This is a genomic window from Streptomyces sp. NPDC017448, from assembly GCF_044330565.1.
Taxonomy (GTDB): domain Bacteria; phylum Actinomycetota; class Actinomycetes; order Streptomycetales; family Streptomycetaceae; genus Streptomyces.
This window is the reverse complement of the sequence record NZ_JBIRLM010000027.1, coordinates 1-14,336: the sequence shown is the minus strand read 5'-3', so window position 1 is coordinate 14,336 and position 14,336 is coordinate 1. Positions and strand designations below refer to the sequence as shown.

13 protein-coding genes and 1 riboswitch are annotated in these 14,336 nt (G+C 72.5%); of the genes, 12 read left to right on the top strand and 1 reads right to left on the bottom strand.

The window, feature by feature from the left end; all coding sequences use genetic code 11:
• Positions 1–107 precede the first annotated feature (107 nt).
• The 10 genes from hpnC to ACH4K1_RS30455 all read left to right on the top strand — a co-directional run bounded on the left by hpnC (position 108) and on the right by ACH4K1_RS30455 (position 10,850).
• Positions 108–1,016: a squalene synthase HpnC gene (hpnC, locus tag ACH4K1_RS30500; protein WP_398092769.1), complete on the top strand. Its 909-nt coding sequence runs from the start codon at positions 108–110 to the stop codon at positions 1,014–1,016.
• Between the two features lie 29 nt (positions 1,017–1,045).
• Complete coding sequence (gene hpnD, locus ACH4K1_RS30495) at positions 1,046–1,966, top strand: presqualene diphosphate synthase HpnD (RefSeq protein WP_398092837.1); 921 nt, start codon at positions 1,046–1,048, stop codon at positions 1,964–1,966.
• A 118-nt stretch (positions 1,967–2,084) separates the two neighbouring features.
• On the top strand, positions 2,085–3,470 hold the full coding sequence (hpnE, locus tag ACH4K1_RS30490) for a hydroxysqualene dehydroxylase HpnE (RefSeq protein ID WP_398092768.1): 1,386 nt from the start codon (positions 2,085–2,087) through the stop codon (positions 3,468–3,470).
• Entirely contained in the window at positions 3,467–4,570 is a 1,104-nt protein-coding gene (locus ACH4K1_RS30485; protein WP_228989342.1) for a polyprenyl synthetase family protein, read from the top strand. The genes hpnE and ACH4K1_RS30485 overlap by 4 nt, the downstream gene beginning before the upstream one ends.
• Positions 4,571–4,677: 107 nt before the next feature.
• Positions 4,678–6,741 (top strand): squalene--hopene cyclase, encoded by a 2,064-nt coding sequence (shc, locus tag ACH4K1_RS30480; RefSeq protein WP_398092767.1) that lies wholly within the window; start codon positions 4,678–4,680, stop codon positions 6,739–6,741.
• Positions 6,741–7,388: a 1-hydroxy-2-methyl-2-butenyl 4-diphosphate reductase gene (locus tag ACH4K1_RS30475; RefSeq protein WP_398092766.1), complete on the top strand. Its 648-nt coding sequence runs from the start codon at positions 6,741–6,743 to the stop codon at positions 7,386–7,388. Before shc ends, ACH4K1_RS30475 begins: the two co-directional genes overlap by 1 nt.
• A gap of 5 nt (positions 7,389–7,393) precedes the next feature.
• Positions 7,394–8,413, top strand: a complete 1,020-nt coding sequence (gene hpnH / locus ACH4K1_RS30470; RefSeq protein ID WP_398092765.1) for an adenosyl-hopene transferase HpnH — start codon at positions 7,394–7,396, stop codon at positions 8,411–8,413.
• A gap of 114 nt (positions 8,414–8,527) precedes the next feature.
• Positions 8,528–9,925: an aspartate aminotransferase family protein gene (locus ACH4K1_RS30465; RefSeq protein WP_398092764.1), complete on the top strand. Its 1,398-nt coding sequence runs from the start codon at positions 8,528–8,530 to the stop codon at positions 9,923–9,925.
• Between the two features lie 78 nt (positions 9,926–10,003).
• Positions 10,004–10,612, top strand: a complete 609-nt coding sequence (locus ACH4K1_RS30460) for a helix-turn-helix domain-containing protein (RefSeq protein ID WP_228989347.1) — start codon at positions 10,004–10,006, stop codon at positions 10,610–10,612.
• 64 nt (positions 10,613–10,676) lie between these two features.
• Positions 10,677–10,850: a DUF6126 family protein gene (locus tag ACH4K1_RS30455; RefSeq protein ID WP_199876463.1), complete on the top strand. Its 174-nt coding sequence runs from the start codon at positions 10,677–10,679 to the stop codon at positions 10,848–10,850.
• A gap of 34 nt (positions 10,851–10,884) precedes the next feature.
• Here the strand turns inward: ACH4K1_RS30455 and ACH4K1_RS30450 are convergent, their stop codons facing one another.
• Positions 10,885–11,697, bottom strand: a complete 813-nt coding sequence (locus tag ACH4K1_RS30450) for a tyrosine-protein phosphatase (RefSeq protein ID WP_398092763.1) — start codon at positions 11,695–11,697, stop codon at positions 10,885–10,887.
• Between the two features lie 442 nt (positions 11,698–12,139).
• A riboswitch (cyclic di-AMP (ydaO/yuaA leader) is annotated at positions 12,140–12,302 on the top strand.
• A 5-nt stretch (positions 12,303–12,307) separates the two neighbouring features.
• On the opposite strand from ACH4K1_RS30450, the gene ACH4K1_RS30445 reads away from it, so the two are divergent.
• Positions 12,308–13,258 carry a peptidoglycan DD-metalloendopeptidase family protein gene (locus tag ACH4K1_RS30445; protein WP_398092762.1) on the top strand — a complete coding sequence of 317 codons (951 nt, stop codon included), beginning with the start codon at positions 12,308–12,310 and terminating at the stop codon, positions 13,256–13,258.
• Between the two features lie 159 nt (positions 13,259–13,417).
• Complete coding sequence (locus tag ACH4K1_RS30440) at positions 13,418–14,245, top strand: SGNH/GDSL hydrolase family protein (RefSeq protein WP_398092761.1); 828 nt, start codon at positions 13,418–13,420, stop codon at positions 14,243–14,245.
• Positions 14,246–14,336: the final 91 nt, after the last annotated feature.

Genomic DNA, 14,336 nt, shown 5'->3' with positions numbered 1-14,336 from the left:
AAAAGGGTTGTTTTGGGTCAGCAGTGTAGAACGGGAGATGTGACGGCATTGACGGAAGATCTCCAGCTCCGACGTGGTTCCGCCGTCCCCGCGCCGGGCGGTAGGCAGTGACCCCCACCCCCGAGGCGCGCACCGGCGACGCCACCCTCGGCAAGGCCGCGGACGAGAACTTCCCCGTGGCGCCGTTCTTCCTGCCCCGAGCCTGGCGCGACGACCTGATGGCGGTCTACGGCTTCGCCCGGCTCGTCGACGACATCGGTGACGGCGACCTCGCCCCCGGCGGCTCGGACGTCCGCCACCTCGGTCTGGAGCCGGAGCAGGGCGACGACCGCCTCGCCGTGCTCGACGCCCTGGAGGCCGACCTCCACCGGGTCTTCGCCGCCACCGGCGATCCGCGCCACCCGCTGCTGCGCGGCCTGCGCCCCACCGTGCGACGCCGGGCGCTCACCCCCGAGCCCTTCCTCGGCCTGATCGAGGCCAACCGCCAGGACCAGAAGATCCGCCGCTACGGCACCTACGCCGAGCTGGCCGCCTACTGCGAACTCTCGGCCAACCCGGTCGGCCGCCTGGTCCTCGCCCTCACCGGCACCGCGAGCCCGGACCGCATCCGCCGCTCCGACGCCGTCTGCACCGCGCTCCAGCTCGTCGAGCACGTCCAGGACGTGGCCGAGGACCTGGAACGCGACCGGATCTACCTGCCCGCCGAGGACATGGAACGCTTCCGGGTCACCGAATCCGACCTGGCCGCGCCCTCCGCGGGAGCCTCCGTACGCGCCCTCATCGCGTACGAGGCGCAGCGGGCGAGCGAGCTGCTGGAGGAAGGCCCCCCTCTGGTGGGCAGCGTCGAGGGCAGGCTGAGACTGCTCCTGGCCGGATTCGTCGGAGGCGGCCGCGCCGCGCTGGGCGCGATCTCGGCCGCCGGGTTCGACGTCCTGCCCGGACCGCCGAAGTCCACCAGGACCCGCCTGCTGCGGGAAGTGGGAACCGTCTTGAGCAGAGCACGTGGAGAGAGGTGAGCCGCGCCGTGGAGGGACAGACGACGTCCATGTCGCCGCCGGTGCAGGCCGCGTACAGTTACTGCGAGGCCGTCACCGGACAGCAGGCCCGTAACTTCGCCTACGGCATCAGGCTGTTGCCGAACGAGAAGCGGCAGGCCATGTCGGCGCTGTACGCCTTCTCCCGTCGCGTCGACGACATCGGCGACGGGGAACTGGACCCGGAGACCAAGCGGAGCCGGCTGGAGAGCACCCGCGAGCTGCTGGAGCGCATCCGCAAGGACGCCGTCGACGAGGACGACACCGACCCGGTGGCCGTCGCGCTGGCCGACGCCGCCCGCCGCTTCCCGCTCCCGCTCGACGGGCTCGACGAGCTGATCGACGGCGTCCTGATGGACGTGCGGGGCGCCACCTACGAGACGTGGGGCGACCTCAGGGCCTACTGCCGGTGCGTGGCCGGGGCCATCGGACGCCTCAGCCTCGGCGTCTTCGGCACCTCGCCCGGCGCCCCCGGGACCGAGCGCGCCGCGGAGTACGCCGACACCCTCGGCCTCGCCCTCCAGCTCACCAACATCCTGCGCGACGTCCGCGAGGACGCCGGCAACGGACGCACCTACCTGCCCGCCGACGACCTGGCCAAATTCGGCTGCTCGGCAGGCTTCCACCGGGCCGCCCCGCCCACCGGTTCCGACTTCGCCGGCCTCGTCCACTTCGAGGTCCGCCGGGCCCGCGCCCTGTTCGCCGAGGGCTACCGGCTGCTGCCGATGCTCGACCGCCGCAGCGGCGCGTGCGTCGCGGCGATGGCCGGCATCTACCGACGCCTCCTCGACCGGATCGAACGCGACCCCGGGGCCGTCCTGCGCGGCCGGGTCTCGCTGCCCGGCCACGAGAAGGCGTACGTCGCGGTGCGCGGCCTGTCGGGTATGGACGCCCGCCACGTCTCCCGTCTCACCGCCAGGGGGCGTGCCTGATGCCCCCGTACGGACCCGGCCCCCGGGCAACCCTCCGGTGGCCCGACGCGTCACCGACTGCGACGATCCTCATGGTGAGCGCCCGGAACAGGGCCACCATCCGGCGAGAGGGGCAGGGATGAGCGACGAGAGCACGCGCCCCGTCGGCGTCGTCGTCGGCGGCGGCCTCGCCGGCGTCACCGCGGCGCTCCGGCTCGCCGACGCCGGACTCGACGTGACCCTTCTGGAAGGCCGCCCCCGCCTCGGCGGCCTCGCCTTCTCCTTCCAGCGCGGCGACCTCACCGTCGACAACGGCCAGCACGTCTACCTGCGCTGCTGCACCGGTTACCGCTGGTTCCTCGACCGGATCGACGGCGCCTCCCTGGCCCCGCTCCAGGACCGCCTCGACGTGCCCGTGCTGGACGTCGGCCGGGCCGCCGGGCCCCGCCTGGGACGGTTGCGCCGTACCGCCCTGCCGGTGCCGTTCCACCTGGCCGGCGGACTCGCCGCCTACCCGCACCTCTCCCTCGCCGAGAAGGCGGGCGTGGGCCGCGCCGCCCTCGCGCTGGGCCGCCTGGACCCCGCCGACCCCGAGCTGGACCGGATCGACTTCGCCACCTGGCTGCGCCGCCACGGCCAGTCCGAACGCACCATCGAAGCCCTCTGGGACCTCGTCGGCGTCGCCACGCTGAACGCCACCGCCCCGAACGCCTCCATGGCGCTCGCGGCGAAGGTCTTCCGGACCGGCCTGCTCTCCGATCCCGGCGCCGCCGACATCGGCTGGGCCACCGTGCCGCTCGGCGACCTGCACGACACCCTCGCCCGCAAGGCGCTGGAGACCGCGGGCGTCCGCACCGAGCTGCGCGCCAAGGTCGGCTCCCTCACCCGCACCGAGGACGGCCGCTGGGCCGTGGAGCGGGTGGGGGAGCGGATCACCGCCGACACCGTCGTGCTCGCCGTGCCGCAGACCGAGACCCACGACCTGCTGCCCGCCGGGGCGCTGGACGAGCCCGAGCTGCTGCTCGACATCGACAACGCGCCCATCCTGAACGTGCACGTCGTCTACGACCGCAAGGTGCTGCGCAGGCCGTTCTTCGCCGCGATCGGCTCCCCGGTCCAGTGGGTCTTCGACCGTACCCACTCCTCGGGGCTGACCGGCGCCGGACAGTACCTGGCCGTCTCGCAGTCGGCCGCCCAGGACGAGATCGACCTGCCCGTCGCCGAACTGCGCGCCCGCTACCTGCCCGAGCTGGAGCGGCTGCTGCCCGCCGCGCGCGGCGCCGGCATCCGCGACTTCTTCGTCACCCGGGAGCGCACCGCCACCTTCGCACCCACCCCGGGCGTCGGACGGCTGCGCCCCGGCCCCCGCACCCGGCTGCCCGGCCTCCAGCTGGCGGGGGCCTGGACCGACACCGGCTGGCCCGCGACGATGGAGGGCGCCGTGCGCAGCGGCGCCGCCGCCGCCGACGCGGCCCTCCACGGCCTCGGCCGCCCCCCAGGACATCCGCTGCAGGAGGCGGCATGAGCAGTACCACCGGAACAAGAGGAGAGTCAGTGACCCCGGCGAATCCGGCTGTCGACACCGTGGTGGACACCGCGGACGTCACCGCGCTTCTGGAGCGTGGACGAGCCCTGTCAGCGCCGGTCCTGCGGGCTGCCGTGGACCGGCTCGCACCGCCCATGGACACCGTGGCCGCCTACCACTTCGGCTGGATCGACGCCGAGGGGCGGCCCTCGGACGGCGACGGCGGCAAGGCCGTGCGCCCCGCGCTCGCCCTGCTGTCCGCCGAGGCGGCCGGCGCCCCCGCCGAGGCCGGCATCCCCGGCGCCGTGGCCGTCGAACTCGTGCACAACTTCTCGCTGCTGCACGACGACCTGATGGACGGCGACGAGCAGCGCCGCCACCGCGACACCGTCTGGAAGGTGCACGGACCCGCCCAGGCGATCCTGGTCGGCGACGCGCTCTTCGCGCTCGCCTACGACCTGCTGCTGGAGCTCGGCACGGCCGAGGCGGGCCGCGCGGCCCGCCGGCTGACCACCGCCAGCCGCAAGCTCATCGACGGGCAGGCCCAGGACATCTCCTACGAGCACCGCGAGCGGGTCACCGTCGAGGAGTGCCTGGAGATGGAGGGCAACAAGACCGGCGCCCTGCTGGCCTGCGCGGTCTCCATCGGTGCGGTCCTCGGCGGCGCCGACGACCGCACCGCCGACACCCTGGAGGCGTACGGCTACCACCTCGGTCTCGCCTTCCAGGCCGTCGACGACCTGCTCGGCATCTGGGGCGACCCGGAGTCCACCGGCAAGCAGACCTGGAGCGACCTGCGCCAGCGCAAGAAGTCCCTGCCCGTCGTGGCGGCGCTCGCCGCCGGCGGCGAGGCCTCCGAACGGCTGGGCGAACTGCTCGCCGCCGACGCCAAGAGCAACGACTTCGACAGCTTCTCCGAAGAGGAGTTCGCCGCCCGCGCGGCGCTCATCGAGGAGGCGGGCGGACGCGAGTGGACCGCCCAGGAAGCCCGTCGTCAGCACGCGATCGCCATCGAGGCGCTGCACGCCGTCGACATGCCGCACCGGGTGCGCGCACAGCTCACCGAACTCGCCGACTTCGTGGTGGTACGCAAGAGATGACCACGCTTCGCATATGACTCGCAGTCGCCGGCCGGCGCCCCTGACGGGGCGTCGGCCGACGGAGACCCCAGCACAGCAGAGAACCGACTGCACGTAAGGGGAAGCTCATGACAGCGACGACCGACGGATCGACCGGGGCCGCGAACCCCGTCAGGGCCATGGCCCACGGTCCGACCGACACGACCACCCTGGCGGAGGGCGTCACCACCGCCACGGACGGCGCCACCACCGCCACGGAGGACGTCACCACTCCCGCGGACGACGTCACCGCCGCCGCGCGACGGGCCGCGGAACGCTCGGTGGAGCACCTCCTCGGCAGACAGGACGAGCAGGGCTGGTGGAAGGGCGACCTCGCCACCAACGTCACGATGGACGCCGAGGACCTGCTCCTGCGCCAGTTCCTCGGGATCCAGGACGCGGCGACCACCCGGGCGGCCGCCCTCTTCATCCGGGGCGAACAGCTCGGCGACGGCACCTGGAACACCTTCTACGGCGGGCCCGGCGACCTCTCCGCCACCATCGAGGCGTACGTCGCCCTGCGGCTGGCCGGGGACCGCCCCGACGAGCCGCACATGGCACGCGCCTCCGGCTGGATCCGGGAGCAGGGCGGCATCGCCGCCGCCCGCGTCTTCACCCGCATCTGGCTCGCCCTGTTCGGCTGGTGGAAATGGGAGGACCTCCCCGAACTGCCGCCCGAGCTGATGTTCTTCCCCAAGTGGGTTCCGCTCAACATCTACGACTTCGGCTGCTGGGCCCGGCAGACCATCGTGCCGCTCACCATCGTCTCCGCCAAGCGCCCGGTACGCCCCGCGCCCTTCCCCCTGGACGAGCTGCACACCGACCCGGACCACCCCAACCCGCCCAGGAAGCTCGCCCCGCCCACCAGTTGGGACGGGCTCTTCCAACGCCTCGACAAGGGGCTGCACCTCTACCACAAGGTCGCCCCGGGCCCGGTGCGCCGGATCGCGATGAACGCGGCCGCCCGGTGGATCATCGAGCGCCAGGAGAACGACGGCTGCTGGGGCGGGATCCAGCCGCCCGCCGTCTACTCCATCATCGCCCTGCACCTCCTCGGCTACGACCTCGACCACCCGGTGATGAAGGCGGGCCTGGCCTCCCTCGACCGCTTCGCCGTCCGGCGCGAGGACGGCGCCCGGATGGTCGAGGCATGCCAGTCGCCCGTCTGGGACACCTGCCTGGCCACCATCGCGCTGGCCGACGCCGGACTCAGACCCGACCACCCCGCTCTGGTGAAGGCCGCGGACTGGATGCTGGCCGAGGAGATCACCCGTCCCGGAGACTGGGCGGTGCGCAAGCCCGAACTGGCCCCCGGGGGCTGGGCGTTCGAGTTCCACAACGACAACTACCCCGACATCGACGACACCGCCGAGGTCGTCCTGGCGCTGCGCCGGGTGCGCCATCCCGATCCCGCCCGCCTGGAGGCGGCCATCGCACGCGGGGTCCGCTGGAGCCTCGGCATGCAGTCCCGGAACGGGGCCTGGGGAGCGTTCGACGCCGACAACACCAGCGCCTTCCCCAACCGCCTCCCGTTCTGCGACTTCGGGGAGGTCATCGATCCCCCCTCGGCCGACGTCACCGGCCATGTCGTGGAGATGCTCGCCGTCGAGGGGCTCGCGCGCCACCCCCGTACCCGCGAGGGCGTCGAGTGGCTGCTCGCCGAACAGGAGGCGTGCGGCGCCTGGTTCGGCCGCTGGGGCGTCAACTACGTCTACGGCACAGGGTCCGTGGTGCCGGCCCTGATCGCCGCCGGGCTGCCCGCGGGGCACCCCGCGATCCGCCGGGCCGTCGCCTGGCTGGAGTCCGTGCAGAACGACGACGGCGGCTGGGGCGAGGACCTGCGCTCCTACCAGGAGGAGAAGTGGATCGGGCACGGCGAGTCCACCGCCTCCCAGACCGCCTGGGCGCTGCTCGCGCTCCTCGCCGCGGGCCGCCGGGACACCCCTTCCGTCGCCCGGGGCGTCCTGTGGCTGACCGAGGCGCAGCAGGCCGACGGCTCCTGGGACGAGCCGTACTTCACCGGCACCGGCTTCCCCTGGGACTTCTCCATCAACTACCACCTCTACCGCCAGGTCTTCCCCCTCACCGCACTCGGCCGCTTCGTGCACGGCGAGCCCTTCGCCGCCCGCCCGGACGCCGCCGAGGGGGCCTGATGGGCGATCCGCGGGGGCCCGGGGGGACGGTGCCGCCGCTGTTGGTCGCCTGTGCCCTGGGTATCGAGCAGGCGGCCCTGCGCAGCGCCCGGGGCGCCCCGGGCCCGCTCCGGGTGCTGCGCACCGGGATGGGGCCGCGGGCGGCGGAGGCGGCCGTGGCGCGGGCCCTCGGGCCCGGCGGGGCCCCCGAGGCGGCGGTGGTCGCCTCCGGCTTCTGTGCGGGCCTCGCCCCGGGGATGCACCCCGGAGACCTCGTCGTCGCCGAGGAGACCCGCGACGCCGACGGCACCACCCCCTGTACGGGCACCGGCGTCCTGGTCGCCGCCCTCTCCCGCGCCTTCCCCGGCCGCACGGTCCACACCGGCCCCCTCACCGGCTCCGACCACGTCGTACGGGGGCCCGAGCGGGCCGCGCTGCGGGCGGGCGGGGCCGTCGCGGTCGACATGGAGTCCGCCGCGACCCTGCGTACCGCCCTGTGCCACGGGCCCCGTCCGGTTGCGGCCGTCCGGGTGGTCGTGGACGCTCCAGAGCATGAGCTCGTCCGCATCGGCACCGTACGCGGTGGAATATCGGCGTTCCTCGTTCTTCGTGCCGTCCTTCCGGCTTTCCACGAATGGCACCGATCCTCAACGCTCCCCAGGAGGTGAGCCAGATGGCCATGCCGCTCCGTCAGTCCATCAAGGTCGCGACGTATCTCTTCGAACAGAAGCTCCGCAAGCGTGAGAAGTTCCCGCTGATCGTCGAGCTGGAGCCGTTGTTCGCCTGCAACCTCGCCTGCGAGGGCTGCGGGAAGATCCAGCACCCGGCCGGTGTGCTGAAGCAGCGCATGCCGGTCGCCCAGGCGGTGGGCGCGGTACTCGAATCCGGGGCCCCGATGGTCTCCATCGCCGGCGGCGAGCCGCTGATGCACCCGCAGATCGACGAGATCGTGCGCCAGCTCGTCGCGCGGAAGAAGTACGTCTTCCTCTGCACCAACGCGATGCTGATGCGCAAGAAGCTCGACAAGTTCACCCCGTCCCCGTACTTCGCCTTCGCCGTGCACATCGACGGACTGCGTGAGCGGCACGACGAGTCGGTCGCCAAGGAGGGCGTCTTCGACGAGGCCGTCGCCGCGATGAAGGAAGCCAAGCGGCGCGGCTTCCGCACCACCACCAACTCCACCTTCTTCAACACCGACACCCCGCAGACCATCATCGAGGTGCTCGACTACCTCAACGACGACCTGCACGTCGACGAGATGATGATCTCGCCCGCCTACGCCTACGAGAAGGCACCCGACCAGGAGCACTTCCTCGGCGTCGAGCAGACCCGGGAGCTGTTCAGGAAGGCGTTCGCGGGCGGCAACCGGGCCCGCTGGCGGCTCAACCACTCGCCGCTCTTCCTGGACTTCCTGGAGGGCAAGGCGGACTTCCCGTGCACCGCCTGGGCGATCCCCAACTACTCCCTCTTCGGCTGGCAGCGCCCCTGCTACCTCATGAACGACGGCTACGTACCGACGTACCGGCAGCTCATCGAGGAGACCGACTGGGAGAAGTACGGCCGGGGCAAGGACCCGCGCTGCGCCAACTGCATGGCGCACTGCGGTTACGAGCCCACGGCGGTGCTGGCCACCATGGGGTCCCTCAAGGAGTCCCTGCGCGCGGCGCGGGAGACCGTCAGCAGCAACCGGTGAGCCGGTGACCGACGCGGCGGGTCCGGCCGCCACGGCGCCCCCGGGGCGGCCGGACCCGCGCGGCAGCACTTCCCCGGCCCTGTGCGGCAGCACCTCGAAGGAGAAGAGCGGGCGATGACGGACGGCGGACGCCAGGGCTTCGACCTGGCACGGCTCCTGGCCGAGCGCGGGGCCGAGCGGTACGACCTGCACGCGCGCCACCTCAACCACCAGCTGCCGCGCATGCTGCACACCATCGGCTTCGACAAGGTCTACGAGCGGGCCGAGGGAGCGTACTTCTGGGACGCGGAGGGCGACGACTACCTCGACATGCTCGCCGGGTTCGGCGTCATGGGCCTCGGCCGCCACCACCCCGTCGTCCGCCGGGCCCTGCACGACGTGCTGGACGCCCAGCTCGCCGACCTCACCCGCTTCGACTGCCAGCCGCTGCCCGGCCTGCTCGCCGAGAGGCTGCTGGCCCACAGCCCGCATCTGGACCGGGTCTTCTTCGGCAACAGCGGCACGGAGGCGGTCGAGACGGCGCTGAAGTTCGCGCGGTACGCCACCGGGAAGCCCAGGGTCCTCTACTGCGACCACGCCTTCCACGGGCTGACCACCGGAGCCCTGTCCGTCAACGGGGAACGCGGCTTCCGCGACGGCTTCGCCCCGCTGCTGCCCGACACGGCCGTCCCGCTCGGCGACCTGGACGCGCTCCGCCGCGAGCTGGGGCGGGGCGACGTGGCGGCGCTGGTCGTCGAGCCCATCCAGGGCAAGGGCGTGCACGCGGCCCCGCCCGGCTATCTGCGCGAGGCGCAGGAGCTGCTGCACCGGCACCGGGCGCTCCTGATCGCCGACGAGGTCCAGACGGGCCTGGGCCGGACCGGGGACTTCTACGCCTACCAGCACGAGGAGGGCGTGGAACCCGACCTGGTGTGCGTGGCCAAGGCGCTCTCCGGGGGCTACGTGCCGGTCGGCGCGACCCTCGGCAAGGACTGGATCTTCCGCAAGGTCTACTCCTCGATGGACCGCGTCCTCGTCCACTCCGCCAGCTTCGGGTCCAACGCCCAGGCGATGGCGGCCGGCCTCGCCGTCCTCGCGGTCATGGAGGACGAGGAGACCGTGGCGAACGCCCGCCGCACCGGCGACCTGCTGCGCGAGCGGCTGGCCGCCCTGGTGGACCGCTACGAGCTGCTGCACGAGGTGCGCGGGCGCGGGCTGATGATCGGCATCGAGTTCGGCCGGCCCGCCTCGCTGAAGCTCCGCAGCCGCTGGACCGTGCTCCAGGCGGCCCGCAAGGGCCTCTTCGCCCAGATGGTCGTGGTACCGCTGCTCCGGAAGCACCGCATCCTCACCCAGGTGTCCGGCGACCGCCTGGAGGTGATCAAGCTGATCCCCCCGCTGATCATCGGGGACGCGGAGGTGGACCGCTTCGTGACGGCGTTCACCTCCGTCATGGACGACGCGCACAGCGGCGGTGGACTGATGTGGGACTTCGGCCGGACGCTGGTCAAACAGGCGGTGGCCGACCGCTGACCGGCCCGGGAGGCGAGGGTTATTTGCCTCTGGGGCAAGTTATTTGCCTCTGAGGAAAGATCCTGGCCCAATGGTTCCATGAACCCTCCGGACGAAGGGGCGCCGGACGAGCTCCCCGGCGTCGCACCCCGCCTGCGTGACCTGCGCCGCGCCCGCGGTCTCACCCTGGAGACCGCCGCCGGCCGGGCCGGGCTCTCCCCGGCCCACCTCTCCCGGCTGGAGACCGGCCGCAGGCAGCCCTCGCTGCCCATGCTGCTGGGGCTCGCCCGCATCTACGGTACGACGGTCTCCGAGCTGCTCGGCGAGCAGCCGCCCGAACGTGACGCGATCGTACGCGGCGGCCCCTTCGCGGGGACGGAGGCCGACGGCTGGATGTACCGGCAGGCCGGCGGCTCCGGCCGTGCGATGCAGGCGCTGCGGGTGCGCGTCCCCCACGGGGCCCAGGGCGACCTGGTCCGGGTCCATCCGGGCGAGGAGTGGCTGTACGTCCTGGAGGGCCGGCTGCGGGTCGGGCTCGGCGACACCGTCCACGACCTCGAACCCGGCGACAGCGCCCACTTCGACTCGCTCACCCCGCACCGGATCGCGGCCGTCGACCGCTGCGGCGCGGAGCTTCTCTTCGTCCACTCCCTGCTGCAGAGTCCCGCCGCCGAGCTCTGCCTCGGCAGTGGGCTCCACCCGCGCTGACCGGCGCTCACCGCCGGATCCGCCCTTCGCTCCACCGGCCGCGAGGCCGACAGAGAGGACCGTCATGTCCGATTCCGAACACTACGACCCGCTGGGCCCCGGACGCCGGGCCGGCGAGGATCCGCAGGAGAAGCGGATGCCGCGCGGCCTCATCATCCGCCTCTTCGCCTATCTGGTGGCGGGCCACGTCGTCGCGGGCTTCCTCTACGTGCTCTTCGTGGTGGCCGGGAGCAAGTGAGGGCCCGCCCGGGGGTGGCCCGCCGCCGGGGCGTTCAGCCCTGGTCGAGCAGGCGCTCGCGCAGCCGCTCCCGGGTCGCCGCGGAGACCTTCAGCCCCTCGGCCAGGTAGCGGTCCGTCGTGCCCCAGTTCTCCTCGATGGCCCCGAAAGCCGCCGCGAGATAGGCGGGCCGCGCCCCGAAGAGAGGATCCAGCAGCTCCACCACCTCGGGCGACATGCCGGACTCGGAGGTGTCGGAACGCTTCACGGCGTAGCGGCGGTGGAGGTCGTTGGACTTGAGGTAGTCCTCCTCGATCGCCTCCCTCTCCACGTCCACCGCCAGCAGGGCGACCGCGATCGAGAGGCCGGCCCGGTCCTTGCCCGCCGCGCAGTGCATCAGCGCCGGCACGCTGTCCTCCGCCAAGGCGTGCAGGACCCGGCTGTGCTCGGCGGTGCGCTCCTCGATCGTCGCGCGGTACATCCGGATCATGCGGTCCACCCCCTTGCCGCCCGCGAGGACCGAGCGCAGCTGCTCGATGTTGCCGTCGCCCACCAGCCGCCAGAACTCCGCGCCGTCGGCCGGGTCCGAGAGCGGAATGCTGATGTTGCGGACACCGGGCAGCTCGATGTCGTACCCGTCGAGCCGGTGGTCGGCGGAGTGGCGGAAGTCGAAGATCGTGTGCAGTCCCAGCCCGCCGAGGAAGGCCGCGTCCTCGGCGGTGGCGTGCGCGAGGTGGCCGCTGCGGTAGAGCCGGCCGAAGGCGGTGCGCCGCCCGTCCGTGGTGGGGAGCCCGCCCACGTCGCGGAAGTTGCGGACTCCGCTCAGCACGGTCTCTGTCGGAGGGACCTGCGGCACCTGCTGCGTCACGGTGGCTCCTGGGGTCTCTGGCGCCGGCGCGGCTCGCCGGCGAGGGCGCTCCCGTGACGATACGACATGGATTCGGCAGGAAATCATCCCGGTTCACGCCCCCCGGGGCGGCCCCTGGCGCCGACCGTGGCCGACCCGGCGTCAGGGCGCCGCCCACCCCCTGTCCGTATTGGTGTATTTCGGTGAACATGCCCCGCTAACGGGGGAGATGGGAATTCGGGGGTGAGCGGGATCATATCGGTGACGGACCGTGGTGAACGCGCCCAGGGGCATTCCCCCGGCCCGTGCGGAAATTCAAGATCCGTAATCCACGGAGTGTGACGGGAAATCCCGGACGCCGTCGAATCGGTGATTCCGCCGGGCAACCGATGGCTTGTTCCACTCGTCCCGGCCGGTTTACGGTCACCGTCAATCCGGACGGACCGCCTAATCCTGCCGCCGCCCGGAATTCGCACCCATCCACACAGACGTGGCAGGAGCGGGGGAACCAGGTAAGCCGCCGGCCCGGAGCGATCCGGACCGGCTCGGGGTGAAGTCGCCGCAACGCGACCGGGCATCTCCAGCCCGAACCCGACAGCTCACCTCGCAGGCGCCGGAGAGGAAATCCCCCATGCCCGCACAGGGTAAGCACCGCCGTCCGAAGTCCGGCCCGATCTCCCGCGGCGTCCTCGCCGCCGGGACCGGTGGCGCCGCACTCGCCCTCCCGTTCATCGGCGCCACCGCCGCCAACGCGGCGGACCAGGCGGCCCCGGCCGTGAAGCCCGCCGCCGCCTCGGTCGCCGCCGCCCACACCGCCCCGGCCGCCGCCCCCGCCGCGGCCTCCTCCAAGACGTACTCCGTCGTCTCCGGCGACTACCTCTCGAAGATCGCCGCCGAGCACAAGGTCAAGGGCGGCTGGGAGAAGCTCTACCAGGACAACCGCTCCACCGTCGGCGACGACCCCGGCCTGATCCACCCGGGCATGAAGCTGACCCTCGGCGCCGAGGGCTCCGCCCCGGCCGCGAAGTCCGCCGCCCCCGAGGCCGCGCCGAAGAAGGCCGCACCGGCTCCGAAGGCCGCGCCCCAGGAGGCCCCCCGGGGCGACACGGTCTCCGCGGACGGTTCCGAGGGCTCCGGCGAATCGGCGCAGACCGGTTCCTCCCAGGCCACCGGATCGGGCTGGTCCGCCCCGCTGGCCAACCCCAACGTCACCACCCAGTACCGCGCTTCGGGCGCCAGCTGGTCCAGCGGCTACCACACCGGCTCGGACTTCCAGGCCGCCTCCGGCACCCCCGTCCTGGCCATCGGACCGGGCACCGTGGTCTCGGCCGGCAACAGCGGTTCGTACGGCAACGAGGTCGTCATCAAGCACGAGGACGGCATGTACTCCCAGTACGCCCACCAGTCCGCCCTCAACGTCTCCGTCGGCCAGACCGTCACCGGCGGCCAGCAGGTCGGCCTCTCCGGCTCCACCGGAAACTCCACCGGCCCGCACCTGCACTTCGAGGTCCGCACCGGCCCGAGCTACGGCTCGGACGTCGACCCGATCGCGTACCTGCGCCAGCACGGCGTCTCCGTCTGATCCGGCACGACGAGAAGGGCGAGGGGTGATGCGCGACAGCACATCACCCCTCGGCTTATTCCGCCTTTACCGAAAACTGACCGGGTGGTCTATCTCACCACCCGTCAACCCCATATTACGGTCGCGTAGGTCACATCGAACGGTGCAGGATACGGGGTTGTGGCAGACGATTCGAGAAACAACCGGCAGAACACCATCGGGTCGTACGCGGCGATCGGCGACAGTTTCACCGAGGGCGTCGGCGACCCCGGCCCGGACGGGACCTTCGTCGGCTGGGCGGACCGCTTCGCGGTGCTCCTGGCGGACCGGCTCCCCGTTCCCGACGAGGCGTCCGTCCCCGGTGACTCCCCGCACGGGAACTTCCGCTACGCCAATCTCGCCGTACGCGGACGCCTCCTCGACCAGATCGTCGCGGAGCAGGTCCCCCGCGCCAAGCAACTGGCCCCCGACCTGGTCAGCTTCTGCGCGGGCGGCAACGACATCATCCGGCCCGGCACCGACCCCGACGACCTCGCCGAGCGCTACGAGCGGGCGGTCGCCGATCTGAGCAACGCCGTCGGCACGGTCATGGTGACCACCGGCTTCGACACCCGGGGCGTTCCGGTGCTGCGCCACATGCGCGGCAAGATCGCCACGTACAACGTCCACCTGCGGGCCATCGCCGACCGCTACCGGTGCCCCGTACTGGACCTGTGGTCGCTCCGGTCCGTCCAGGACCGGCGCGCGTGGGACGCCGACCGGCTGCACCTGTCGCCCGAGGGCCACACCCGCGTCGCCCTGCGCGCCGCCCAGGTCCTCGGCCACGACGTGCCCGCCGACCCCGACCAGCCCTGGCCTCCGCAGGCCCAGCGCAGCCCCTTCGACGCGCGGCGCGACAACGTCCAGTGGGCCCGCGAATACCTGGTCCCGTGGATCGGCCGACGACTGCGCGGCGAGTCCTCCGGCGACCACGTCGAGGCGAAGCGGCCGGATCTGCTGCCGCTCTAGGGTGTGTCCGGCGGATCAGGATCGGAGAGGCCGCGGCGTCTGGTGCGGTGCATCGCAAGGCGCTGGAATGCCTGCATCGCGGAGCGATTCG

What these genes read in the sequence shown, in the direction of transcription:
- hpnD (WP_398092837.1), top strand. Translation starts at nt 1,046, where the DNA reads ATGTCGCCGCCGGTGCAGGCCGCGTACAGTTACTGCGAGGCCGTCACC.
- hpnE (WP_398092768.1), top strand. Translation starts at nt 2,085, where the DNA reads ATGAGCGACGAGAGCACGCGCCCCGTCGGCGTCGTCGTCGGCGGCGGC.
- ACH4K1_RS30485 (WP_228989342.1), top strand. Translation starts at nt 3,467, where the DNA reads ATGAGCAGTACCACCGGAACAAGAGGAGAGTCAGTGACCCCGGCGAAT.
- shc (WP_398092767.1), top strand. Translation starts at nt 4,678, where the DNA reads ATGACAGCGACGACCGACGGATCGACCGGGGCCGCGAACCCCGTCAGG.
- ACH4K1_RS30475 (WP_398092766.1), top strand. Translation starts at nt 6,741, where the DNA reads ATGGGCGATCCGCGGGGGCCCGGGGGGACGGTGCCGCCGCTGTTGGTC.
- hpnH (WP_398092765.1), top strand. Translation starts at nt 7,394, where the DNA reads ATGGCCATGCCGCTCCGTCAGTCCATCAAGGTCGCGACGTATCTCTTC.
- ACH4K1_RS30465 (WP_398092764.1), top strand. Translation starts at nt 8,528, where the DNA reads ATGACGGACGGCGGACGCCAGGGCTTCGACCTGGCACGGCTCCTGGCC.
- ACH4K1_RS30460 (WP_228989347.1), top strand. Translation starts at nt 10,004, where the DNA reads ATGAACCCTCCGGACGAAGGGGCGCCGGACGAGCTCCCCGGCGTCGCA.
- ACH4K1_RS30455 (WP_199876463.1), top strand. Translation starts at nt 10,677, where the DNA reads ATGTCCGATTCCGAACACTACGACCCGCTGGGCCCCGGACGCCGGGCC.
- ACH4K1_RS30445 (WP_398092762.1), top strand. Translation starts at nt 12,308, where the DNA reads ATGCCCGCACAGGGTAAGCACCGCCGTCCGAAGTCCGGCCCGATCTCC.